Raw genomic sequence first — 22665 nt, forward strand, 5'->3', positions numbered from 1 at the left:
CTCGCTGCGACCCGATCTCGACCATCAGCACGCCCGCGATGATCAGCACCAGCCTGATGGTCCTCACGCCCCCCAGCCCCGGCCCCGCGACGTCGTCGGCATCGTCGGCCTCGTCCTCGCGATCGTCCTCGTCCTCGCGCAGATCGGGCGGACCGCGCTCACCACGGCCATCCCGGTCCTCGCGTTCCAGGGCGGCTTCGACACCACTCAGATCGGGGCGCTCTTCGCCGCCCTCGGGGTCACGATGCTCGTGCTCGCGACGGCGACCGCGATCGTCGGCGTCATCGGCGTCGCGCGGAAGGACCGCGCCCGGCTGCTCTCGGCCGTCACGCTCGGCGTCGGCGCGAGCGTCGCGATCGTCGAGCTGGGCGCGCTCGTCGTCCCGCCCCTGGTCGGCCTCTCCCTCCAGTACTGACAAGGCCCGCCGGAGCGGATCCCTCCGCCCGCCCTCGCAGGATCCGCACGGCGCCGCGTCCGTTCCTCGCGCTCCGCTGCGCCGCGACGGCCCTGCCGGCTTCCCGGCGATGCGCCAGGATGGGGGCATGACGACACGCGTGGACGGCCTCTTCGTCTACCCGGTGAAGGGCCTGACCCCGCAGCCGCTCCCCCGCGTCGAGCTCACCGCCGGCCGCGGCGTCCCCTTCGACCGCACGATCGCCCTCGCCCGCCCCGGCGGCGCCTACCGGCCCGGCATGCGGCACGGCATCTCCAAGCGCGAGTACTTCGTGCTCGTCGCCGAGGCGCGCCTCGCCGGCCTGACCACGCACCTCGACCCCGACAGCGGAGTGCTCACCGTCGACGTCCGCGGCCACCGGGTCCTCTCCGCCGACCTCGGCGCGGAGGACGGCCGGGCCGCACTGCGCTCCTTCGCCGCCCGCGTGCTCGACCTGCCGCCCGGCGTCGAGCCCGTGATCGCCCAGGACGCGGGGCGCCGCTACACCGACACGGCCCACAACTCCGACATCGAGATGGAGTACGTCTCGCTGATCAACCTGGCGAGCGTCCGCGACCTCGCCGAGCGCACCGGCCGGAGCGTCGATCCGCTGCGGTTCCGCGGGAACATCCACCTCGAGGGGCTGCCCGCGTGGAGCGAGCTCGAGCTGCTCGGCCGCGAGCTCACCGCGGGCGGGCTGCGGCTGCGGATCACGAAGGCCACCGAGCGGTGCGCCGCGACCGAGGTCGAGCCGGGCACCGGTCGGCGCGACCTGCCGGTCCCTCGCCTGCTGCACGAGACCTACGGCCACGAGCTCCTCGGCGTCTACGCGGAGGTCCTCGACGGCGGCACGCTCGGCGTGGGCGACGAGCTGGTGCTCCGTGGCTGAGCTGCGGCTCGTGGTGGCCGAGCGCGAGGCGCTCACCCCGGCCGTCACCCGCTTCGTGCTGCGGAGCGAGGACGGCGCCCCGCTGCCCGGCTACTCCGCCGGCGCGCACCTCACGCTCACGACCCCCTCCGGCGAGCGCCGCAGCTACAGCCTCGTCGAGCCGGGATCCGCGGAGCCGTCGCACTACGCGATCGCGGTGCGCCGCGAGCCCGGGGGTCGGGGCGGATCGCGGAGCCTCCACGACGACGTCCGCGTCGGCGATGTCCTCTCCTCCGCGCCGCCCGCGAACACCTTCGCCCTCCGGCCCGCCGCCCGCTACCTCCTGATCGCCGGCGGGATCGGGGTCACCCCAATCCGCGCGATGGCCGCCGAGCTCCGGGCGCAGGGATCGGCCGTGCAGGTCGTCTACCTCAGCCGCACCCCCGAGGACACCGCGTGGCTCGACGAGTTCTCCGCCGACGGCTCCCTCGTGCACCACAGTGCGATCCACGGCCGGCTCGACCTCTGGCCGCTCGTCGCCGAGCCCGACGACGACACCCGGATCTACTGCTGCGGTCCGTCCGCGCTGATCGACGAGGTCCTCGCCCTCACGATGCACTGGCGCCCGAGCCGTATCCACGTCGAGGACTTCGCGGGCGTCGACACCGTCGGCGACCGGGCCGTTCCCTTCGCCGCCGTCTGGGAGCCGACCGGAGCCGTCGTGGAGGTCCCGGCCGACCGCTCGCTCCTCACCGCGCTCCGCTCCTCCGGGATCGACGTCGACTCCTCCTGCGAGTCGGGCACGTGCGGCACCTGCCGCCTGCGCCTCGTCGGCGGGACGGCGGAGCACCGCGACCTGGTGCTGACCCCCGAGGAGCAGGACCGCTGGATCATGCCGTGCGTCTCGCGCTGCGCCGGCGGCGAGCTGGTCGTCGCCCCGGAGTGACGGAGCGACGGGGCCGGTCCCACGCACGCCGGCCGACACGCGTCGGCCGTCGTGTGACGCCGCGTGACGGGCGCCCGGCGCCCGGTCCCCCGCGTGCCTAGGCTCCCGGACGGGGGACCATGACCGTCACGACCGAAGGACTTCCGATGACCAGCACCTCCGTCCGCACCCAGCTCGACGAGTTCACCGTCGGCTTCGACGAGACGGTCGGCCCCGAGCTCGCCGCCGTCTTCTCCGGCGAGCGCGACGACCTCGTCGCCGCCGGCGCCCCGAGCGGAGCCGTCACCGCCGGCGACGCGCTCCCCGCCGCCTCCGTCGTGACCGTCGACGGCGACACCGTCGCCCTCGCGGACGTCCTCGGCGCGGGCCCGGCCGTCCTCGTCTTCTACCGCGGAGCCTGGTGCCCGTACTGCAACATCACGCTCAAGCACTACAACGAGACCCTCGCCCCCGAGCTCGCCTCGCGCGGAGTCGCCCTCGTCGCGATCAGCCCGCAGACCCCCGACGGGTCGCGCGCGGCGGTCGCGAACGGCGACCTGGGCTTCACCGTCGTCTCCGACCCCGGCAACACGCTCGCGAGCGCTCTCGGCATCGTCACCGCCCCCAGCGGCGACGCGCAGGAGGCGCACACCGCGCTCGGCTTCGCCGTGAAGGACAGCAACGCCGACGACACCCCGGCCGTCCCGTACCCGACCGTCCTGGTCGTCGACGCCGACCGGATCGTCCGCACGGCGGACGTGCACGTCGACTACACGACGCGCACGGAGACCGAGGAGATCCTCGCCGCTGTCGACGCGCTCTGACGCCTCCGCTCGCACCCTGAGCACGCGCGGCGGTCGAGCGCACCCCCTCGCCCGCCGCGCCGCCGCTCCCTAGGCTCGACCCGTGACAGCGGAGACGGACGTGCTCGTGGTCGGCGGCGGTCCGGTCGGACTGCTGCTCGGCGCGCTCCTGGCGCGGGCCGGAGTGGACGTGCAGGTGTGGGAGCGGCGCTCCTCGGTGCCGAGCGGCTCGCGGGCGATCGGCATCCATCCGCCGTCGCTCGACGCGTTCGCCGCGATCGGCGCCGATGCTCCCGTGCTGGCCGAGGCCACCCGGGTCCGCGAGGGCGTCGCGCGCAGCCGGGGCCGCACCCTCGGCACGCTCTCGTTCGCGCGCGCCTCCGCGACGCACCCCTACGTCGTCACCCTCGACCAGCACCGCACCGAGGCGATCCTCCGCGAGAGCCTCGAGGCGGCGGCCCCGGACGCGCTGCGCCCCGGGGTCGCGCTGACCGGCCTGCTCCGTCGGGGCTCGACCGTCGAGGCGACCGGCACCGGACCGGGCGGCGAGCCGGTCTCCGTCCGCGCCGCCTTCGTCGTGGGGGCCGACGGCGCCCGCAGCACCGTCCGCGATCTGCTCGGGATCCGCACCACCGGCCGCGACTACCCGGACCGCTACGTGATGGGCGACTTCGCCGACCCCGAGCCCGGCGGTCTCACCGGCATCGCGCTGGTCGACGTCGGTCCGGCCGGAGTGGTGGAGTCCTTCCCGCTCCCGGGCGGTCGGCGCCGGTACGTCGCCCTGAGCGGCCCGGACCGCTCCCTCGGCGCCCCCGCCTGGCGGCCCGAGGAGGCCCCCGACCAGGAGGCCGCGCGCGCCCTGGCCGCCGCTGTCCGCGACCGGACGGGCGCCGACGCCGACCCGGAGACCTGCACGATGCTCAGCGGCTTCCAGGTGCGGCGCCGCGAGGCCGAGCGGATGGGCGTCGGCCGCGTCGTGCTCATCGGCGACGCCGCGCACGAGATCAGTCCGATCGGCGGGCAGGGCATGAACCTCGGCTGGCTCGACGCCGCCGAGCTCGCCCCGCTCCTGGCCGGTGCCGTGCGCCGCGGCGAGGCCGGCCCCTGGCCCGGCTTCGCCCGGCGGCGCACCACCGCGGCCCGGCGCGCGGCGCGGCAGGCGGAGGCGAACATGGCCCTCGGACGCCCGCTCGGCTCGCTCGCGCACCGCGGCCGCGAGGCGTTCCTCCGCACCGCCCTCGCCCTGCCGACCTCGGACCTGCTCGCCCGCGTCTACGCGATGCGCTGGTCCTGAGGGCGGCCGGTCAGCCGACCAGCCGCGCGCCCGCCAGCCCGAGCTCGACCACCAGCACGAGCGAGGCCGCGATCACCAGCCGGAACAGGGTGCGCGTCGGCGGACCGGTCAGCACCAGGCGGATGCCCGCCGCGGCGAGCACGACCACCGCGAGGGTCCCGATCACCGCGAGCACCACGCCTGTCCCGCGCACCGGCTGGTCGCCGACGAGCTGTCCGACGAGCACGAGCAGCGCGGCCACCACCAGCGACCCGAAGGCGACGACTCCGGAGAGCCGCAGGCCGAGGCGGTGCGGGAAGCCGCGGACCCCGGTGGCCTCGTCGTCGACCAGGTCGGGGAGCACGTTCGTGCAGTGGATCGCGATGCCGAACACGGCGCCGGTCGCGATCGCCCACCAGGCGGGGAGCCGGCCGTCGCCCGCCGCGACCGCCACCACCGGCAGCAGCCCGAAGGCGACCACGAAGGGAGCGACCGACCAGACCGTGCGCTTGAGCCCCGCGTCGTAGGCCCAGCCCGCGGCGACCAGCACCAGGTGCGCGACCGCGGCGACCGGTCCGAGCAGCAGCGAGAGCACCACGGCGGCCGCCGCCGTCCCCAGTGCGGCGGCGCGGACGGCGCCCACGCCGATCAGCCCCTGCGCGACCGGCTTGTCGGTGCGCCCCACCGCGCGGTCGCGGTCGGCGTCGATCCAGTCGTTCGCGAGCCCGATCGAGAGCTGCCCGAGCAGCACGGCGAGCGCCACCAGCACGACCTGCCCGAGCGGATGCCCGGACGCCGCCGCGATCACGGTCGCCAGCACGGTGACCGTCACGGTCGGCCCGGGGTGCGACGAGGCCAGCAGGAGTCGCACCCGGGACGTCATCCCGCCAGCCTACGGTCGCGGCGGCACAGCGGGGCGCCGGTCGCGCTCCCCGCCCCGGAGCGGGATCCAGCGTGGTTCGAGCGCGGCGCCCTCATCAGCCCGCGACGGGAATGGCCCGGGATGGGGCAGGGTTGCACCACCCGGCATCCCGACTCAGGAAGAAGGCCTCGTGGACCTCGTGCACTGGCTGTTCGACGCGCAGATCGTCATCGGCGAGCAGACCGTCCTCTGGCGGGAGGTCATCGGCAACGTCTTCGGGCTCCTCAGCGCCCTCGGCGGGATGCGGCGGAAGGTCTGGGCCTGGCCCGTCGGCCTCATCGGCAACGTGCTGCTGTTCACGGTCTTCATGGGCGCCCTGTTCGGCACTCCGAACCCCGTCAACCTGCTCGGCCAGGCCGGGCGGCAGGTGATGTTCATCCTGGTCAGCGTCTACGGCTGGTACCGGTGGACCCACCGCCCCGACGACTCGACCACCTTGATCGAGCCGCGCTGGGCGTCGTGGCGCACCCGCGGCCTGCTGGTGCTCGGGATGGTCGGCGGCACCGCGGTGCTGACCCCCGTGTTCCGCGCGCTCGGCTCCTACGAGCCGGTCTGGAGCGACGCGTGGATCTTCGTCGGCTCCGTCCTCGCCACCTACGGCATGGCGAAGGGCTGGACCGAGTTCTGGCTCATCTGGGTGGCCGTCGACCTGGTCGGCGTGCCGCTGCTGTTCTCGGCCGGCTACTACGCGTCGGGGCTGATGTACGTCTTCTACGGCGCGTTCACCCTGGTCGGCTTCTTCGTCTGGATGCGGCAGGACACCCGTCCGTCTGCCGCTCCGATCACGGTCGGCTAGCTCTAGCAGCCCGCCGCCGCCGGCGGAAGTGCCCGTGCGGGAGGCGCTGTCGGTGGTCCACTGGGAGCGGAGGCGCCCGCCTCCCCCACCCGGAACGGACGCCATGCTCTCCCTCGTCTACTCCAGCCGCACCTCCGCCGGCTTCACGGACGCCGACCTCCCCGCGCTGCTCGCCCAGTGCCGCGCGAACAACGAGCGCCTCGGCCTGACCGGCATGCTCCTGCACCGCGACGGCCGATTCCTCCAGGTGCTCGAGGGGCCGGACGCGGTCCTGCGCGAGCGGATGGCCGTCATCGCCGCCGACGAGCGCCACGCGCAGCTGCGCACCCTCCTCGAGGAGCCGATCCGGGAGCGGCTGTTCCCGGAGTGGTCGATGGCGTTCGAGTCCGCCGCCGACGCCGACGCCGCCGGGCTCCGCACCTCCTTCGACGACCTCGACGACGCCGAGGCCGAGAGCGCGACGCTCCCGGCCCTGCGCGAGCTCATCCGCTTCTTCCGCGAGCGGAGCTAGGCGGAGCTGGGCGGAGCGATACGGGACGCCGGGATCGCGGCCGGTCCGCCGCCGGAACCCGACGCCCGTCACTCCTCCGCCGAGAGAGGAGCGAGCCGGTCGAGCCGCGCCAGGAGCGGGGCGAAGCCGTCGCCGAGCAGGGCGCTCAGCGGCTCGCCGAACCAGAACCGCCAGACGGCGTCGAGCTCCTCGCCGGTGATCCGTCCTCGGCGCAGGAGGATGCTCGCGATCGGGGCCGCCTCAGACGCGTACTCGTCGCGGGGAGCGCCGTCCTCGCGACCCGGCTCGAGTCCGTACGGATCGACCCCGTCGAGCTCCCGCAGGACGGCCGCCACCATCGCGTCACGCCGTTCCGCGGTCGCGCCGTCCTGATCCGTCGGTGCTCGGCGCTTCATCGCGAGAAGGTACCGAGCCCACTCCTCGTCGTCCATTCGTCGTCTCCGATCTCTCCGGATGCCGCGCCTTCTCGAGGCCTTTCTCTTCCTTCGGCGCCGGCTTGTCGAGGCACGGGGGAACCGCCTCTCCGACGGCTTGTCATCCCCCCGCGAGAAAGGCGCGGACGCCTTCCCGCGTCAGCCCCGAGGCGACGGCGAGCCGGTGCTCTCCGGCCCCGAGTCGGGCGGCTCCGCGGAGGGCCGCGGCCCTTTCTCCGCCCTCGCCGGAAGTTCCGCTCCGGAATGCCGCGAATTCCGCGGACACCTTATCGAGAGCGTCGACGACATCGCCGGACACGCTCTCCGGCGGCTCGCCGAGATCGATGCGCCAGCCTCTCCCGGACTTCTCGTCGCTGTCGTTCACACGCGGGAAAGTACCCCGGACCGCAGGGTGGCGCCTGTGATCGCCCGACGCCGTCGCGCCCCAGGGATCCGTCGTCGACTTCCGAGCGCACACGCCTCCCGGTCCGGAGAGGACGGCCTTCGAGGACTGTCCCGTGGACCTCGTCGCCGTGCTCCGCTCCGATGCGGCCTTCGCCTCGGCCGAGGTCTTCGACGGCTGACCCGACCGCGGCGACCACCCGCTGCGACGACCGCGGGGCGGAGGCGCGGATCGCGTCGTTCCGGCGCGCCCGCACCAGCGGTGCCGGAACGTCCGGCCGATCCGGGAGCGGCACCCGTCCGAGCCGTCGAGGTTCCGTCGGTGTGCAGGCCCCCGCGCCGAGGGACGTAAAGTGTGCTCACACGCGCCCGCGGACGGGCGAGCCGCCCGCGAGGGCGCCCCGGTCCTGCGTCGGAGGCGCCGATCACAGAGAGCCGCGGTGCCCGATGCCGGAAGACAAGCCCGCGTCGCGGGCGCCGAGCATCTACGACGTCGCCCGCGCGGCCGGCGTCTCGCACCAGACCGTCTCCCGGGTCCTGAACGACCACCCGAGCCTCCGCGCCGAGACGAAGAAGCGCGTGCTCGAGGTCATGGCCGAGCTCGACTACCGCCCCAACCTCGCCGCGCGGGCACTGGTCACCAGCCGCACCCGCACCGTCGGCGTGCTGTCCTCGCAGAGCCTGCAGTACGGTCCGGCCTCGAGCATCCAGGCTATCGAGGTGGCGGCGCGCGACGCGGGCTACCTCGTGGTCACGGCCAACGTCGACGGCACCGACGGCGCGTCGATCCAGGCCGGGATCCGGCATCTGCTCAACCAGGCGGTCGAGGGCCTCGTGGTCGTCGCGCCGCAGATCCGCGTCTTCGACATCCTCTCCGGAGTCGCGCTGCGCATCCCGCACGTGACGCTGCAGACGAGCGAGGACGACCGCGACGACGCGCTCTACGTCGACCAGATGGCCGGCGCCCGCATCGCCACCGGGCACCTGATCGACCTCGGGCACACCGAGATCGTGCACCTCGCCGGCCCGCAGGACTGGATCGAGGCCGAGGCGCGGATGCGCGGCTACCTCGCCGAGCTCGACCACCGCTCGATCCCGCTGCGCCCGCCGCTGCTCGGCGACTGGAGCGCCGAGCGCGGCCACCGCGTGGGCCTCGAGCTCTCGCGCTTCCTCGACTTCACCGCGGTGTTCGCGGGGAACGACCAGATGGCGCTCGGACTGATGAGCGCGTTCCACGAGCGCGGGGTCCGCGTGCCGGAGGACGTCAGCGTCATCGGCTTCGACGACATCCCCGAGGCGGCGTTCTACTGGCCGCCGCTGACCAGCGTCCGCCAGGACTTCGTGGAGCTCGGACGCCGGTGCGTGGCCGCGCTGCTCAGCCTGATCGAGGGCGACCGGCCGGAGAAGGCGGCGCCGATCGCTCCGCAGCTGGTCGTCCGCGGATCCACGGCCGTCCCCCGGAGCGCGAGCGTCACCGCCTCGCGCTGACCGGCGGCCGCGACGCCCTCGCGCCGCGACCGCCCGGGATCACTCGCCGTGAGCGGCGATCGACACGTCGTTCCAGCGCTTCCAGGTCTCGAGGCGCGACTCGTAGTCCGCCGTCGCGATGCCCAGCGGCGCGCGCCCGAAGAAGATCCGCAGCGGCGGCTCGTCCGCGTCCACGACCGCGAGGATCCCGAGGCGCGAGGCCCGCGGGTCGCCCTGCTGAGCGGCGGAGGGGCGTCGGCTCGCTGCCTCCCGGACCTCGTCGTACGCGTCGATCGGCTCGCTGCGCGACGCGGAGGGACCGGACCAGTCGGTCGAGTACCCGCCGGGCTCGACGAGGGTCACGTGGATCCCGAAGCCGGCGACCTCGGCGGCCAGCGACTGGGTGAAGCCCTCGAGCGCCCACTTCGACGCGTGGTACGCGCCGATCGAGGGGAACGCGCTGATGCCGCCGATGCTCGACACCTGGACGATGTGGCCCGAGCCCTGCTCGCGGAGGATCGGCAGCGCGGCCTGGGTGACCCAGAGGGCGCCGAAGACGTTGGTCTCGAGCTGCGCGCGGACCTCCTCCTCGGTGAGCTCCTCGATCATGCCGAAGTGCCCGTAGCCGGCGTTGTTGATCACGACGTCCAGTCGGCCGAACCGGTCGGCCGCGGCCTGCACGGCGGCGAAGCCGGCCTCGCGGTCGGTCACGTCGAGGGTCAGCGGGAGGAACGTGTCCGGGTACTCCTCGACGAGGGCGTCGAGGGTCTCGATCCGGCGGGCGGTCCCGGCGACCGAGTCGCCGCGCTCGAGCGCCGCCTCGGCCCACTCGCGGCCGAAGCCCTTCGAGGCGCCGGTGATGAACCAGGTCTTCGTCATGGTGTGCGTCCTTTCGACAGTGCTGGACGCAACGCCGACGGCTCCGGCTCCCTTCCGGGGCCGGGGACCCTTGACAGCACCGCTCCGAGAGCGGACGACGCGCCGCCGGTGTCCCGTTACCGAGTCGAGACGTACGCGTTGACACGAATGGCGCCGTCGGGTCTAGCATGACGCAATGTGATCGCTCACATGGCATCACATCTCCGCCCCGATCCCGAGGGCGGCCCTGCATCCACTGCATTCAATGACGAAGGAATCACAGTGACCACAATGAAGCGCGCTCTCATCGCCGGCATCGCCGGCGGAGCGATGATCCTCTCCCTCGCCGCCTGCTCCTCCGGAACCGGTGGCGGCTCGGGCTCGGGATCCGGCGACGGCGGCCTCGTCGGCGTCGCGATGCCGACCAAGTCGTCCGAGCGCTGGATCGCTGACGGCAACAACGTCAAGTCGCAGCTCGAGGAGGCCGGCTACCAGGTCGACCTGCAGTACGCCGAGGACGACATCCCCACCCAGGTCTCGCAGCTCGAGAACATGATCACCAAGGGCGCCAAGGCCCTGATCGTCGCCTCGATCGACGGCACCACCCTCACGAGCGTGCTCGAGGAGGCCAAGGCCAACGACATCCCCGTCATCGCCTACGACCGCCTCATCCGCGACTCCGAGAACGTGGACTACTACGCCACGTTCGACAACTACAAGGTGGGCGTCCAGCAGGCCACCTCGCTGCTCGCGGGCCTCGGTCTCACCGACCTCACCGGCGCAAAGGCCGCCGACGCCCCCGCCGGCCCCTTCAACGTCGAGCTGTTCGCCGGCAGCCCCGACGACAACAACGCCACGTTCTTCTTCAACGGCGCGATGGACACCCTCCAGCCGTACATCGACGACAAGACGCTCGTCGTGAAGTCCGGCGAGACCGACTTCAACACCGTCGCCACGCTCCGCTGGGACGGCGAGGTCGCCCAGAGCCGCATGGAGGACATCCTCACCAAGACGTACTCCGACGGCTCCAAGGTCCAGGGCGTCCTCTCGCCCTACGACGGCCTCAGCCGCGGCATCATCTCGGCTCTGACCGACGCCGGCTACACCGTCGGCTCCGACTTCCCGATCATCACCGGTCAGGACGCCGAGCTCGACTCCGTCAAGGCGATCATCGCCGGCGAGCAGTACGCGACCATCTACAAGGACACCCGCGAGCTCGCCAAGGAGGCCGTGAAGATGGCCCAGGCCGTGCTCGAGGGCACCGAGCCCGAGGTCAACGACACCGACACCTACGACAACGGCAAGAAGGTCGTCCCGTCCTTCCTGCTCGAGCCGGTCATCGTCACCAAGGACCAGATCCAGTCCGTCCTCGTCGACGGCGGCTACTACACCGACGCGGAAGTGAACGGCTAGTCCTCTCTCCTCACCCGAGAAGGAACACCCCGGGAGGGCGCCCACTGGGCGCCCTCCCCCACTACGAAGGAAGGGAGGCGGCGTGACCTCGAACATCCTCGAGATGCGCGGCATCACCAAGACGTTCCCGGGCGTGAAGGCGCTCCAGGACGTCACGCTCAACGCACAGCGCGGCGAAGTCCACGCGATCTGCGGGGAGAACGGCGCCGGCAAGTCGACGCTGATGAAGGTCCTGTCGGGCGTCTACCCGCACGGCACCTACGAGGGCGACATCGTCTTCGAGGACGAGGTGATGCAGTTCTCCAGCATCCGCGACTCGGAGGCGAAGGGCATCGTCATCATCCACCAGGAGCTGGCCCTCAGCCCCTACCTCTCCATCGCGGAGAACATCTTCCTCGGCAACGAGGTGCGCGGCTTCGGCGGCCTGATCGACTGGAACAAGACCAACCAGGAGGCCGCGGCGCTGCTGGCCCGCGTGGGTCTGCGCGAGAACCCGACCACCAAGATCATGGAGATCGGAGTCGGCAAGCAGCAGCTCGTCGAGATCGCGAAGGCGCTCTCCAAGCGGGTCAAGCTGCTCATCCTCGACGAGCCCACCGCGGCCCTGAACGACGAGGACTCGGACCACCTGCTCGACCTGATCCTGCACCTCAAGGAGCAGGGCATCACGTCGATCATCATCAGCCACAAGCTGAACGAGATCAAGAAGATCGCGGACACCGTCACGGTCATCCGCGACGGCAAGACCATCGAGACGATCGCTCACGACGACGTCACCGAGGACCGCATCATCAAGGACATGGTCGGCCGCGACCTCGACCACCGCTACCCGGACCACACGCCGCACATCGGCGAGGAGATCCTGCGCGTGGTCGACTGGACGGCCCACCACCCCCAGGACCCGACCCGCGTCATGGTGGACAAGGTCAACCTGTCGGTGCACCGCGGCGAGATCGTCGGCATCGCCGGACTCATGGGCGCCGGGCGCACCGAGTTCGCGATGAGCCTCTTCGGCCGCTCCTACGGCAGCCGAATCTCCGGCCAGGTCTTCAAGGCCGGAAAGGAGATCAAGATCCGCAACGTCTCGGAGGCGATCGCCCACGGGCTCGCCTACGCGACCGAGGACCGCAAGCACTACGGCCTCAACCTCATCGACGACATCAAGCGGAACATCTCGCTCGCGTCGCTCGACAAGGTCGCCCGCGGCGGACTCGTCGACGACAACCGCGAGTTCGAGGTCGCCAACGAGTACCGCGGCAGCATGAACATCAAGTCGCCGACCGTGCTCGCCAAGACCGGGAAGCTCTCCGGCGGAAACCAGCAGAAGGTCGTCCTGTCGAAGTGGATCTACTCCGACCCGGACGTCCTCATCCTCGACGAGCCCACCCGCGGCATCGACGTGGGTGCGAAGTACGAGATCTACACCATCATCAACCGGCTCGCGGCGCAGGGTAAGGGGATCATCGTCATCTCCTCCGAGCTGCCGGAGCTGCTCGGCATCTGCGATCGCGTCTACGCGCTGTCGGAGGGCCGGATCACGGGCGAGCTGCCCATCGCCGAGGCGACGCCCGAGGCGGTCCTCACCCTCATGACCCAGGAGAAGCAACGATGACCGATCTGCAGAACGAACCGTCCACCGCGGCCGGTGCGCAGGTGAAGCCCACCGAGAACGCCTTCACGAAGCGCCTCAGCCACGTGCTGGGCGACCTCGGCAAGAACGGCATCTTCATCGCCCTCATCGTGGTGGTGCTGCTGTTCGAGGTGATGACCGGCGGAATCCTCCTCCGCCCCCAGAACATCTCGAACCTGATCGTCCAGAACGGCTACATCCTGATCCTCGCCATCGGCATGGTGATGGTCATCGTGGCCGGGCACATCGACCTCTCGGTCGGCTCGGTCGCGGCGTTCGTCGGAGCGATCTCCGGCGTCTTCGCGGTCAACATGGGTCTCCCGTGGTGGCTGTCGATCATCCTCTCCCTCCTCATCGGCGCCCTGGTCGGAGCGTGGCAGGGCTTCTGGATCGCCTTCGTCGGGATCCCGGCGTTCATCGTGACCCTGGCGGGCATGCTGATCTTCCGCGGCCTGGCGCTCGTCGTCCTCGGCAACGCGAACATCGGCTCCTTCCCGACCGAGTACCGCGCGCTGGGCAACGGCTTCCTCACCGACCTGTTCGGCGAGACCGACCTCGACCCGCTGTCGCTCGTCATCGGCGCGCTCGCGATCGTCGCCTTCGCCGTGCAGTCCGTGCGCACCCGCCGCGGCCGCCAGAAGTACGCGCAGAGCGTCGAGCCGGGCGCCTGGTTCGTCACCAAGCTCGTCCTCGTCTCCGTCGTGATCGCGGCCTTCTCCTTCGCGCTGGCCACCTTCAAGGGCATCCCGGTCACCCTGATCGTGCTCGCCGTGCTCGTCCTGATCTACGGCGTGGTCATGAACCGCTCCGTCTTCGGCCGTCACGTCTACGCGATCGGCGGCAACCTGCACGCCGCGGAGCTGTCCGGCATCAAGACCCGCAACGTCACCTTCTGGCTGTTCGTCAACATGGGCGTCCTCGCGGCGCTGGCCGGCCTCGTCTTCACCGCGCGACTCAACCTCGCCGGCCCGAAGGCGGGCGACGGCTTCGAGCTCGAGGCCATCTCGGCCGCCTTCATCGGCGGCGCGGCGGTCCAGGGCGGCGTCGGCACCATCGGCGGCGCGATCATCGGTGGCCTCATCATCGGCGTCCTGAACAACGGCATGTCGATCATGGGCATCGGCATCGAGTGGCAGCAGGCGGTCAAGGGCCTCGTGCTCCTGCTCGCGGTCGCCTTCGACGTCTACAACAAGCGCCGCTCGGGCGGACGCTAGGCCCTGCGGTCGTGCCCGACTGGTCGCGGTTCCTGCCGCTGAGCACCGGGCCCTCGGTCGACGAGACGGGCGTCAGCAACGACTGGCGCCCCCTCGTCGCCGAGAGGCTCGACCGCCTCGCCGTCCTGGCCGCCTCCCCCTCCACCACGGAGGGCGAGGCGGCCAGTGCCGTCTCCCGGGACGCCCTGCTCGGAGAGCTCGTCGTGCGGCTCTCGAGCAGCACCGGCCAGCGCCTCGCGACGCGGATGGGCGCCCGAGAGGCCTCCTCCCCTCCTCCTCCCGCCGAGATCGCCCCGGCCCTGGCCGCTCTCGCCTCCGCTCGCCGCGCGGGCGCGGGTCCCCGCTCGGTCGCCGAGCTGGTCGAGGTCGTCCGCGTCGAGCTCGCGCTCTCCCCCGAGCCGCTCGCCCTCTCCTCCCGCATCACCGGCGGGGTGGCCCTGGACCGCCTGCAGCGCGCGCCGCTCGCGATCCGCGCCGCCGTTCGCGGTCGCACCCTCGCTCCGACCGACGCGGAGTGGGAGCTCGGCTCCGGCCCCGCCCTGCGCGTGCCGGCCGACGCGATCCTCCGCTTCCTGCTCGGCCTCGGGCCCTTCCCCGCCGAGCCGACCGCCTAGGCGGCGCCGCCTCCTGCCCCCGGGCGGAGGCGGCGCCGCCCCGGTCGTAGCATCGGAGGATGACGCGCTCACTGCCGAGAAGCACCCCGTCCGCCCGCTCCGTCGACGCCGAGGGAGTGCTGGCCTTCGTCGAAGGGGTCGAGGCCGCTCCCGGCGTCGAGCTGCACGGGCTGATGGTGGTGCAGGGCGGCGACGTGGTCGCCGAGGGCTGGTGGGCGCCGTACTCGGCCGAGCGGCTGCACCTCTTCTACTCGCTGAGCAAGAGCTTCACCGCGACCGCCGTCGGCCTCGCGGTCGCCGAGGGCCTGGTCGACCTGGACGCCACCGTCCTCTCGTACTTCCCCGAGCTCGACGACGAGATCACCGACCCGCGCTCGCGTGCGATCCGCGTCCGCCACGTCCTCGCGATGGCGAGCGGCCACTCCGCCGAGACGATCGACCGTGCCGAGAAGACGGACCCGGCCGACCTGGTGCGCGGCTTCCTCCTCCTCCCGCCGGAGCAGGAGCCGGGCAGCGTCTTCGCCTACAACCAGCCCTGCACCTTCGCCGCCGCCGCGATCGTGCAGCGCGTGAGCGGGCAGTCGCTGACCGACTACCTGCGCCCGCGCCTGCTCGATCCGCTCGGCATCGGCGAGGTCGCCTGGCATCGCGACGACTCGGGGCGCGAGCTCGGCTACAGCGGGCTGCACGCCACCACCGAGGCGGCCGCTGCGCTCGGACTGCTGTACCTGCAGGAGGGGCGCTGGGGCGACCGGCGGATCCTCTCGCCGCAGTGGGTCGCCGAGGCGTCCCGCGCGCACGTCCCGACCCACGAGGACGGCGGACCGGACTGGCAGCAGGGCTACGGCTTCCAGTTCTGGCGGTCGCTGCACGGCTACCGCGCGGACGGCGCGTACGGGCAGTTCAGCCTGATCGTGCCCGAGCGCGAGCTCGTGATCGCGCTGACCGGCCAGACCTCGGACACGCAGACGCTGCTCGCGCTCGCCTGGGAGCACCTGCTCCCCGCCGTCGGCCGCGGGTCCACGGCGGAGGCCGACGCCCGGCTGGCCGACCGGCTGTCGGAGCTCGCCCTTCCCCCGCTCGAGGGCGCCTCCCCCGCGACCGGGAGCTACACGCCGGTCGGATCGTGGCCCGACGCCGTCGAGGTGACGGCCGACGAGGGCGGCTGGACGCTCGCGCTGACCGAGGGCGACGAGCGCTTCACGGTGACGCCCGGCGCGGGAGCCTGGACCGTCGACGGGCCGTTCGCGGCGAGCGCCGGACCCTCGGGCGACGGAGTCCTGGTCGACGTCGTGTTCCTCGAGACCCCGCACCGCCTGCACGTCGAGCTCGCTCCCGACCGCACCGCCCGCGTCCGCTGGGAGACGGAGCCGCTGCACGACGGCCCGCTCGCCGGGCTGCGCGCCCCGCGCTGACGGCAGGGCCCGCTCCGCTCCTCCGTCGCGGACGCCCGTCCGCCCCTCGGCGACGGGCCGTTCGCGACGGATCGAGAGGGGTCGCGCTCGGCCGTGCGGACCGCGCGCATCGGGCGGTGCTCACCGGGGGTCGACGAGTCGAGGAGCGGAGTGGGCACGAGGGTCCTTCCTGGGTGGCGGCGCTCTGGCACAATCGTCGGAGCGCTGCTCCGGAACATTGCGGAGCGCTGCTCCGGAACGTGGTGGAGCTGCGCTCGGAGACATTACGGAGCGCCGCTCCGAAAAGCAAGGAGAACCGATGAGCGACCGTGTGCCCCGCACGCCCGGCCGACCGCGGACGAGTCGCGACGCACTGCTCGCCGCCGCGGCGACGGTGTTCGTGGCCTCCGGCGTGGACGCGCCGGTCCGCGAGATCGCGGCGGAGGCCGGCGTCGGCATGGGGACGATCTACCGGCACTTCCCGACCCGCTCGGAGCTCGTGGTCGCCGTCTACCGCCACCAGGTCGAGGCCTGCGCGGAGGCGGGCCCACGGCTGCTCGCCGACAGCGCGACCCCGGAGGCAGCCCTCAGGGCCTGGGTCGCCCACTTCGTCGACCTCCTGGTGACCAAGCACGGCCTCGCCGGTGCGCTCCAGGGCGACAGCGCCGGATCCGACGCCCTGCACGCCTACTTCGTGGAGCGGCTCGTCCCCGTCTGCGGCGACCTGCTCGAGGCGGCACGACCCGCCCGGATCCCGGCGTCGAGTCTCAGCGGCTACATGCTCCTCAAGGGCATCGGCAACCTCTGCATCGGCGCCGCCCACGATCCGGACTACGACGCCGACACCCTCGTGCAGGCCCTCGTCACCGGAGCGCTGCAGGCGGATCAGCCCTGATCGCCTCCACGGTCCGCTCGACCGCGTCCTCGACCGCCGCCCTGCGGCTCGCGTCGTCCTCGCGCTCGGACTCGTGGACGACGACGGCCCCGCCGCGCCGGGCTCCGCAGTAGTCGATGATCCCGTGCTGGATCTGCGTCAGCAGCGCCTGCTCGTAGCCGTGCCGCTCGTAAGTCCCGGCGGAGTCCCCCGCGACGAGGACGAGGTGGACGGTCAGAGCGCCGAGCCTGCGCTGCGTGCCGTGGACGGGGTCGATGTCGAAGGCCCAGCCGGCGAGGAAGACGCGGTCGATCCAGCCCTTCAGCAGCGCGGGCATCGACCACCAGTAGACGGGGAAGACGAGCACGAGGTGGTCGACGCCGTCGAGCCGGCGCTGCTCGCGGAGGACGTCGTCGGGAACCGGGCCGACACCGCGGTAGCGGTCCCGGTCGGCCGCGCCGAACCGCGGGTCGAAGCCCTCGGCGTCGAGGTCGGCCGTCTCCACTCCGTCGGGGCCGAGCTCCTCCCGCAGCCGCCGGGCGAGGGCGGCGGTGAGGGAGTCGCGGTCGGGGTGCGCGGTGACGAGGAGGGTGCTCACCGCTCCAGTGAACCGCACCCGCCCTGCGGCACCCCTGGCAGGATGACCCGGTGACTCCGCACCGCTGCCCCCGCCGCCCCGACGTCGTCTCCGTCGAGCTCGTCGGTGGACCGGAGCCGCTCGAGCTCGCCCTGCACGAGCACGACCCCGAGTGGTCCGCCCTGTTCGAGGAGCACCGGCGGCGCATCCTCGAGGCCGTCCCGGGCGTGCGGGTCGAGCACATCGGCTCGACCTCCGTCCCGGGCCTGCCCGCGAAGCCGATCGTCGACGTGCTCGTCGTCGTGCCCGACGTCACGGCGGAGGAGGACCACGTCGCGCCGCTGCTCGCGGCCGGCTACGTCCTGCGCACCCGCGAGCCCGGGCACCGGCTCGTCCGCACGCCCGGACGGGACGCCCACGTCCACATCTACGAGGAGGGTCATCCCGCGATCGACGCGTACCTCCTCCTGCGCGACCGGCTGCGCACCGACCCGGCCGACCGCGAGCTCTACCGCAGCACGAAGGCGTCTCTCCTCCTCCGGCGCTGGGAGGACGGGAACGACTACGCCGAGGCGAAGTCCGCCGTGATCGCCGCCATCCTCGAGCGCGCGAGATCCTCGCAGCCCTGAGACCTCCCGCGCTTCGTCCAGAACAGCGCCAACTTCCTCGACCTGCGCACGCTGGGCGGCGACGACGTCGGAGCGGACTACCTGCCCTGGGCGGCGGACGCGGCGACCGCGGCGGACGGCTCCGTCGTGGGCGTGCCGACCGACGTGGGCGGCCTCAGCTTCGCCTACCGTGCGGACCTGTTCGAGCAGGCAGGCCTCCCCACCGATCCGGACGAGGTCGCCGCGCTCTGGAGCGACTGGGACGGCTTCCTCGCGACCGGCGAGAAGTACACGGCCGCGACCGGTGAGCCCTTCGTCGACAACGTGGAGACCAGCGTCTTCTACTCGACGATCAACCAGGTCACCGAGAAGTACTACTCCCCCGACGGCGAGCTCGTCTACGACACGAACCCGCAGGTGGAGGACGCCTTCGACATCGCCGTGAAGGCCCACGACACGGGGATCAGCGCCGGCATCGCCGCCTTCTCCTCCGGCTGGGCGCCCGGCCGGGCGAACGGCTCGTTCGCCGTGACCGTCGCTCCGTCCTGGATCCTCCAGGGCATCAAGACCGACGCCCCCGACACCGCGGGGAACTGGCGCGTCACCTCGGTCCCCGGAGTCGGCGGCAACTGGGGAGGCAGCGTCATCGCCATCCCGGCGCGGGCCGAGCACCCGCAGGCCGCGTGGCAGTACATCCAGACGATGATGTCGGCGGAGGGCCAGGAGGACCACTTCGCCACCTCCGGCACGTTCCCCGCCGCCACCGCCGCCCTGCAGAGCGACAGCGTCCGCGCCTACACCGATCCGTTCTTCGGCGACTCGAGGATCGGCGAGGTGATCGCGAGCTCGGTCGAGGACTTCCCCTCGTTCGTGAACGGCCCCGACACCGGAGCGATCGGCGCCGCTCTCTCGGGGGCGCTGGTCGAGCTGGAGTCGGGCAACGTCTCCTCCGCCGACGCCTTCTCGAGCGGGCTCGACAGCGCTCGCCAGGCGGTCGGCGGCTAGGCCGCACCGCACGTCCGATCGCCCTCGAGCCCTCCGGCCCGGGGGCGATCGCGGTTCGGGCGGCATCGGATGATCGCCGGTTCGCGGAGCGCGCCTTCCAGTCGGGCGGAGCGCTCGTGCCGGAAGGTCGAGCAGCGAGGACCGGGCCCGCAGCCGTCGGGATCCGGCGATCGAGTGGATTCGGATGTTGACGTCATCAGACCCTCGTGGAAGCGTGATGTTTGCGTGAACATGCGCGAAGTCCCCGGTGCAAAGGAGCACAGCATGACGTCTCGACCACGAACGGCCGCCGCGGCGGTGGCCGCGCTGCTCGTCGCAGCACTCCTGGGAACAGGAGCGCAGTCGGCCTCGGCCGCCGTGGCCACGGATCCCGACGACGGAGTGCCGCGCACCTCGACGCCCGTGACCTACACCGACTACCCGGCGGTCCAGGACCCGGGCAGCACCGCGGCCGGCTACTTCCAGCCCTACTGGTACGACACCGACGGCCGCCACATCCAGGCGCACGGCGGCCAGATCGTCACCGTCGAGGAGGGCGGTCAGCAGGTCCAGTACTGGTACGGCGAGGACCGCACGAAGGGCTACTGGAACAGCCCCGGAGTCGCGGTCTACCGCTCCACCGACGGCCACAACTGGGAGAACAAGGGCACCGCGCTGCGCAGCGTCTCGGCTCCGGCCGACCTCGAGGCCCCCTACTTCGACGCGCTCTACGACACCGTCGACGACTCCGGAGCCCCTCGCGCCGACCGCATCGCGGAGCTCGACTACCACCTCGACACGACGCAGGCCTCGCCGAACACCGCCATCTTCGAGCGCCCCAAGGTCCTCTTCAACGAGAAGACCGGCAAGTGGGTCATGTGGTGGCACTCCGACGGCCGGACCACGCCGGGCGGCAGCACCTACGCGCGCTCGATGGCGGGAGTCGCCGTCTCGGACAGCCCGACCGGGCCCTTCACGCTCCAGGGCGTCTACCGCCTCTACAACCGCACGGACTACAAGGCCTGCACCACCTCCGCCGTGCCCGGGCAGGCACGGGACATGACCGTCTTCCAGGATGAGGACGGCACCGCGTACATCTCCTACTCCTCCGAGGAGAACTACTCGCTCTACGTGGCGAAGCTGGACGCCGACTACACCAACGTCGAGCGGACCACCACGACCGACACCCTCGACGCGAACCAGTACTCGGCCGACGGGACGTACCCCTACGTCTTCGCCGACGGTGCGGCCGGAGCACCGGTGCGCGGCACCGACTTCCAGATCGTCAAGGAGTGCGGACACCTCGAGGCGCCCGCGATCTTCGCTAACGGCGGCAAGTACTACACGATCGCCTCCGGGGCGACCGGCTGGGCGCCGAACCCGCAGACCTACTACACCGCCGACTCGATCCTCGGCGCGTGGACCCGCGGAGTCGAGAAGGGCGACGCCGACGAGAACGTCGCCTACAACGCGATCCCGGAGGGCGGCGACGGCCTGCTCTCGATCGGCGACTCCCGCAAGACGACCTTCGGCTCGCAGTCGACGAACGTCCTCACGCTCGCTCCCGGGAAGTACGTCTACATGGGCGACCGGTGGAACGAGGGCAAGTCGGACTCGACCTACGTCTGGCTCCCGATGACGGTCGGTGAGAACGGCCGCCTCGAGATGCGGAACCCGGCTCAGGAGGACCCGGCGCGCTGGGGATCCGGCTGGAACCTCTCCTACTGGGACGACAAGGGGGTCGGCGAGGGCGTCTGGTCGGTCGTGGACGCCCGTCTGCCGAAGCAGGTCCGCCGCGGCGCCGACATCGCCGCCGCGCTCCCCTCGACGGTCTCGGTCGCGAGCAACGGCTCGACCCGCGACGTCGCCGTGACCTGGGCCGCCCCCGGCCCCGCCGAGCTCGGCACGGTGCAGGTGACGGGCACGCTCGCCGCCGACGCCGGGTTCTCCTCCGGCCGCCGCTTCACCCGCACGATCGAGGTGGCGGAGCCGGGCATCGCGAACCTCGCTCCCGGAGCCTCGGTCGCGGTCTCGAGCCGCACGGACCTCGCCGGCAAGCTCATCGACGGCGACGTCAAGGGCAAGGGCTGGGACGACTGGTCCTCGGCCGGCTACCCGCGCGACAGCCGCCTCTCCTTCTCCTGGGGCGCGGCGCAGAACCTCGACTCGGTGACGGTCAGCACCTACAAGGACGGTGCGACCGCCACCTGGCCCTCGAGGATCGAGGTCGAGTACCAGGTGAACGGCGCATGGACGACCTCCTCGGTCGCCACCACCCTCAGCCAGGCCGCGACCGGATCCGCCCCGACGGCGATCCTCGACCTGTCCTCCCTGCCCGACACCACGGGCCTCCGCCTGCACCTCACCAGCGCGGCGAACACGTGGCAGTCGGTCTCGGAGGTGCAGATCTGGGGCACCGCGCCGCCGACGAACGTCTGCCGCGTTCCCGGAGCCGCGGTCTCGGCGTCGTTCAGCCAGACGAAGTACGCGACCCTCCCCGCGAAGAACGCCTGCGACGGCAACGTGAGCACCCCCTGGTCGACCTGGACCGACGGAACCTTCGCCGGCAGCGCCGAGTTCACGCTGACGAACACCGAGGCGCACCGCGTCGCCGGGCTCACCTTCACCAACACCGAGGGCACCTTGGCGTCGGTGAGCGTGGCCTACCGCGCCGAGGACGGCACCTGGAAGCCGACCACCGCGCAGAACGTCGCTCCGGCGGCGAACGGCACGCTGACCACGATCCCGTTCGCGGCGGTCTCGGCCACCGGCCTGAAGCTGACCTTCTCCACGCCGGGCTCGTTCCTCAAGATCGGCGAGATCGTCGTCCCCGAGGCGGCCGCCCCGGCGCTGACGGTGCCGGTGACCGTGACGTCGCGCTGCGTCGCCGGGAAGGCGGTGCTGACGGTCCTCGCCAAGAACGGCGGCACCGCTCCGATCGACGTCGCGATGGCCTCGGCCTACGGCTCGAAGACGGTCACCGCGGTGGCCGCGGGTGCGAGCGGATCGGCCGCGTTCACCACCCGCCTCGCGAGCATGCCGGGCAGCCAGGTGACGGTGACCGCCACGGCGGGCTCCGAGACCCTCGCGCAGACGGTGGCCTACCCGGCCCGCGTCTGCTGAGCGCACGGCGGCCGGTCGACCGGCCGTGACGGAGGAGGGGGTGCCCGCGGGCGCTCCCTCCTCTGCGTGTGCGGCGCATCATCCGACGCGCAGGGCGAGTGCGGGCTCGATGTGCGCGGCTCAGGGCACCAGATGCCGAAGGACGTGCCGGGCCTGGGCGGGAGCGCCGTCACGTCGATCTCCGCGGGCGAGAAGGAACGGCCGCTCCCCCGCAGGCGCTCCCCGAGAAGGAGATCGGTCGTCTGATCGATCCGGCTCAGCGCCGCCTCGTCGAGGAGGTGGGCGCACGAGCATGGCCGAGCCCGCTGGCGCGCTCCGCGGCACTCCACCCGGAAGCGGGGGTGCAGAGCTCTTCACGCTCCTGGTAGTAATCACAGGCGGGCGCATCGCAGAGCCCGCAGAACTGGACCGTCCGTGACCCGCACCACCCGCGCTCTCGCCGCGTTCGTCCCGACGACGACCCTCGTGCTCTCCGTGGTGTTCGCCTCCGCCGCACTCGCGCCCGAGGCGATGACCGCCCCGGAAGCGGTGTCGACGCCGACCGCCGCCTCGCCCGCGGAGGA

At 72.3% G+C, this 22665-nt stretch carries 22 protein-coding genes; 17 read left to right on the forward strand and 5 right to left on the reverse strand.

Annotated elements, in window-relative coordinates; translation table 11 throughout:
* From C5C56_RS18025 to C5C56_RS15565, 5 genes are all read left to right on the forward strand, one after another.
* Nucleotides 1-415: hypothetical protein (locus C5C56_RS18025; protein WP_181137618.1), on the forward strand; the 415-nt coding region annotated here is incomplete at its 5' end.
* A 127-nt stretch (nucleotides 416-542) separates the two neighbouring features.
* On the forward strand, nucleotides 543-1322 hold the full coding sequence (locus C5C56_RS18030) for an MOSC domain-containing protein (RefSeq protein ID WP_181068112.1): 780 nt from the start codon (nucleotides 543-545) through the stop codon (nucleotides 1320-1322).
* The gene (locus tag C5C56_RS15555; protein ID WP_104269711.1) at nucleotides 1315-2247 is read left to right on the forward strand and encodes a PDR/VanB family oxidoreductase; all 933 of its coding nucleotides are present in this window, start codon (nucleotides 1315-1317) and stop codon (nucleotides 2245-2247) included. Before C5C56_RS18030 ends, C5C56_RS15555 begins: the two co-directional genes overlap by 8 nt.
* A 146-nt stretch (nucleotides 2248-2393) precedes the next feature.
* On the forward strand, nucleotides 2394-3050 hold the full coding sequence (locus C5C56_RS15560; RefSeq protein WP_104247729.1) for a peroxiredoxin-like family protein: 657 nt from the start codon (nucleotides 2394-2396) through the stop codon (nucleotides 3048-3050).
* 82 nt (nucleotides 3051-3132) lie between these two features.
* Nucleotides 3133-4323: an NAD(P)/FAD-dependent oxidoreductase gene (locus C5C56_RS15565; RefSeq protein WP_104319901.1), complete on the forward strand. Its 1191-nt coding sequence runs from the start codon at nucleotides 3133-3135 to the stop codon at nucleotides 4321-4323.
* 10 nt (nucleotides 4324-4333) lie between these two features.
* Here the strand turns inward: C5C56_RS15565 and C5C56_RS15570 are convergent, their stop codons facing one another.
* Nucleotides 4334-5185 (reverse strand): UbiA family prenyltransferase, encoded by an 852-nt coding sequence (locus tag C5C56_RS15570; RefSeq protein WP_104227404.1) that lies wholly within the window; start codon nucleotides 5183-5185, stop codon nucleotides 4334-4336.
* 169 nt (nucleotides 5186-5354) lie between these two features.
* On the opposite strand from C5C56_RS15570, the gene pnuC reads away from it, so the two are divergent.
* Complete coding sequence (gene pnuC, locus C5C56_RS15575) at nucleotides 5355-6020, forward strand: nicotinamide riboside transporter PnuC (protein ID WP_104319902.1); 666 nt, start codon at nucleotides 5355-5357, stop codon at nucleotides 6018-6020.
* A 103-nt stretch (nucleotides 6021-6123) separates the two neighbouring features.
* A complete protein-coding gene (locus C5C56_RS15580) occupies nucleotides 6124-6531 on the forward strand; it encodes a BLUF domain-containing protein (protein ID WP_104227402.1) in 408 nt (135 codons plus the stop codon).
* A gap of 68 nt (nucleotides 6532-6599) precedes the next feature.
* Here the strand turns inward: C5C56_RS15580 and C5C56_RS15585 are convergent, their stop codons facing one another.
* Complete coding sequence (locus C5C56_RS15585) at nucleotides 6600-6926, reverse strand: hypothetical protein (protein ID WP_146078887.1); 327 nt, start codon at nucleotides 6924-6926, stop codon at nucleotides 6600-6602.
* 139 nt (nucleotides 6927-7065) lie between these two features.
* Entirely contained in the window at nucleotides 7066-7329 is a 264-nt protein-coding gene (locus C5C56_RS17620; protein WP_104227400.1) for a hypothetical protein, read from the reverse strand.
* Between the two features lie 464 nt (nucleotides 7330-7793).
* Here C5C56_RS17620 and C5C56_RS15590 point away from each other — a divergent pair, with 464 nt between their 5' ends.
* On the forward strand, nucleotides 7794-8834 hold the full coding sequence (locus C5C56_RS15590; protein WP_104234510.1) for a LacI family DNA-binding transcriptional regulator: 1041 nt from the start codon (nucleotides 7794-7796) through the stop codon (nucleotides 8832-8834).
* A gap of 39 nt (nucleotides 8835-8873) precedes the next feature.
* Here the strand turns inward: C5C56_RS15590 and C5C56_RS15595 are convergent, their stop codons facing one another.
* Nucleotides 8874-9692 carry an SDR family oxidoreductase gene (locus C5C56_RS15595; protein ID WP_104273485.1) on the reverse strand — a complete coding sequence of 273 codons (819 nt, stop codon included), beginning with the start codon at nucleotides 9690-9692 and terminating at the stop codon, nucleotides 8874-8876.
* Between the two features lie 270 nt (nucleotides 9693-9962).
* Here C5C56_RS15595 and chvE point away from each other — a divergent pair, with 270 nt between their 5' ends.
* The 6 genes from chvE to C5C56_RS15625 all read left to right on the forward strand — a co-directional run bounded on the left by chvE (nucleotide 9963) and on the right by C5C56_RS15625 (nucleotide 16831).
* Nucleotides 9963-11084, forward strand: a complete 1122-nt coding sequence (gene chvE, locus C5C56_RS15600; RefSeq protein WP_104224984.1) for a multiple monosaccharide ABC transporter substrate-binding protein — start codon at nucleotides 9963-9965, stop codon at nucleotides 11082-11084.
* 82 nt (nucleotides 11085-11166) lie between these two features.
* Nucleotides 11167-12696 (forward strand): multiple monosaccharide ABC transporter ATP-binding protein, encoded by a 1530-nt coding sequence (mmsA, locus tag C5C56_RS15605; RefSeq protein ID WP_104256398.1) that lies wholly within the window; start codon nucleotides 11167-11169, stop codon nucleotides 12694-12696.
* Nucleotides 12693-13928 carry a multiple monosaccharide ABC transporter permease gene (mmsB, locus tag C5C56_RS15610; protein ID WP_104273484.1) on the forward strand — a complete coding sequence of 412 codons (1236 nt, stop codon included), beginning with the start codon at nucleotides 12693-12695 and terminating at the stop codon, nucleotides 13926-13928. Before mmsA ends, mmsB begins: the two co-directional genes overlap by 4 nt.
* Nucleotides 13929-13939: 11 nt before the next feature.
* The gene (locus C5C56_RS15615; RefSeq protein ID WP_104224981.1) at nucleotides 13940-14542 is read left to right on the forward strand and encodes a hypothetical protein; all 603 of its coding nucleotides are present in this window, start codon (nucleotides 13940-13942) and stop codon (nucleotides 14540-14542) included.
* A 59-nt stretch (nucleotides 14543-14601) separates the two neighbouring features.
* On the forward strand, nucleotides 14602-15957 hold the full coding sequence (locus C5C56_RS15620) for a serine hydrolase (RefSeq protein WP_104319903.1): 1356 nt from the start codon (nucleotides 14602-14604) through the stop codon (nucleotides 15955-15957).
* Between the two features lie 298 nt (nucleotides 15958-16255).
* On the forward strand, nucleotides 16256-16831 hold the full coding sequence (locus C5C56_RS15625; protein ID WP_104227392.1) for a TetR/AcrR family transcriptional regulator: 576 nt from the start codon (nucleotides 16256-16258) through the stop codon (nucleotides 16829-16831).
* On the opposite strand, the gene C5C56_RS15630 is transcribed toward C5C56_RS15625, so the two are convergent.
* Nucleotides 16800-17408 carry an NAD(P)H-dependent oxidoreductase gene (locus C5C56_RS15630; RefSeq protein ID WP_104269721.1) on the reverse strand — a complete coding sequence of 203 codons (609 nt, stop codon included), beginning with the start codon at nucleotides 17406-17408 and terminating at the stop codon, nucleotides 16800-16802. The genes C5C56_RS15625 and C5C56_RS15630 overlap by 32 nt on opposite strands.
* 50 nt (nucleotides 17409-17458) lie before the next feature.
* On the opposite strand from C5C56_RS15630, the gene C5C56_RS15635 reads away from it, so the two are divergent.
* The 3 genes from C5C56_RS15635 (at nucleotide 17459) to C5C56_RS15645 (ending at nucleotide 22102) form a co-directional block, all read left to right on the forward strand.
* Complete coding sequence (locus C5C56_RS15635; RefSeq protein WP_104269722.1) at nucleotides 17459-18016, forward strand: GrpB family protein; 558 nt, start codon at nucleotides 17459-17461, stop codon at nucleotides 18014-18016.
* Between the two features lie 51 nt (nucleotides 18017-18067).
* On the forward strand, nucleotides 18068-19000 hold the full coding sequence (locus C5C56_RS15640; RefSeq protein WP_258065696.1) for an ABC transporter substrate-binding protein: 933 nt from the start codon (nucleotides 18068-18070) through the stop codon (nucleotides 18998-19000).
* A 264-nt stretch (nucleotides 19001-19264) separates the two neighbouring features.
* Nucleotides 19265-22102, forward strand: coding sequence for a discoidin domain-containing protein (locus C5C56_RS15645; RefSeq protein WP_104319904.1), 2838 nt, complete (start codon nucleotides 19265-19267; stop codon nucleotides 22100-22102).
* Nucleotides 22103-22665: the final 563 nt, after the last annotated feature.

The organism is Rathayibacter sp. AY1D1 (assembly GCF_002932635.1).
GTDB lineage: Bacteria > Actinomycetota > Actinomycetes > Actinomycetales > Microbacteriaceae > Rathayibacter.

What these genes read in the sequence shown, in the direction of transcription:
- C5C56_RS18030 (WP_181068112.1), top strand. Translation starts at nt 543, where the DNA reads ATGACGACACGCGTGGACGGCCTCTTCGTCTACCCGGTGAAGGGCCTG.
- C5C56_RS15560 (WP_104247729.1), top strand. Translation starts at nt 2,394, where the DNA reads ATGACCAGCACCTCCGTCCGCACCCAGCTCGACGAGTTCACCGTCGGC.
- C5C56_RS15570 (WP_104227404.1), bottom strand. Translation starts at nt 5,185, where the DNA reads ATGACGTCCCGGGTGCGACTCCTGCTGGCCTCGTCGCACCCCGGGCCG.
- C5C56_RS15580 (WP_104227402.1), top strand. Translation starts at nt 6,124, where the DNA reads ATGCTCTCCCTCGTCTACTCCAGCCGCACCTCCGCCGGCTTCACGGAC.
- C5C56_RS15585 (WP_146078887.1), bottom strand. Translation starts at nt 6,926, where the DNA reads ATGAAGCGCCGAGCACCGACGGATCAGGACGGCGCGACCGCGGAACGG.
- C5C56_RS15590 (WP_104234510.1), top strand. Translation starts at nt 7,794, where the DNA reads ATGCCGGAAGACAAGCCCGCGTCGCGGGCGCCGAGCATCTACGACGTC.
- C5C56_RS15595 (WP_104273485.1), bottom strand. Translation starts at nt 9,692, where the DNA reads ATGACGAAGACCTGGTTCATCACCGGCGCCTCGAAGGGCTTCGGCCGC.
- chvE (WP_104224984.1), top strand. Translation starts at nt 9,963, where the DNA reads ATGAAGCGCGCTCTCATCGCCGGCATCGCCGGCGGAGCGATGATCCTC.
- mmsB (WP_104273484.1), top strand. Translation starts at nt 12,693, where the DNA reads ATGACCGATCTGCAGAACGAACCGTCCACCGCGGCCGGTGCGCAGGTG.
- C5C56_RS15620 (WP_104319903.1), top strand. Translation starts at nt 14,602, where the DNA reads ATGACGCGCTCACTGCCGAGAAGCACCCCGTCCGCCCGCTCCGTCGAC.
- C5C56_RS15625 (WP_104227392.1), top strand. Translation starts at nt 16,256, where the DNA reads ATGAGCGACCGTGTGCCCCGCACGCCCGGCCGACCGCGGACGAGTCGC.
- C5C56_RS15645 (WP_104319904.1), top strand. Translation starts at nt 19,265, where the DNA reads ATGACGTCTCGACCACGAACGGCCGCCGCGGCGGTGGCCGCGCTGCTC.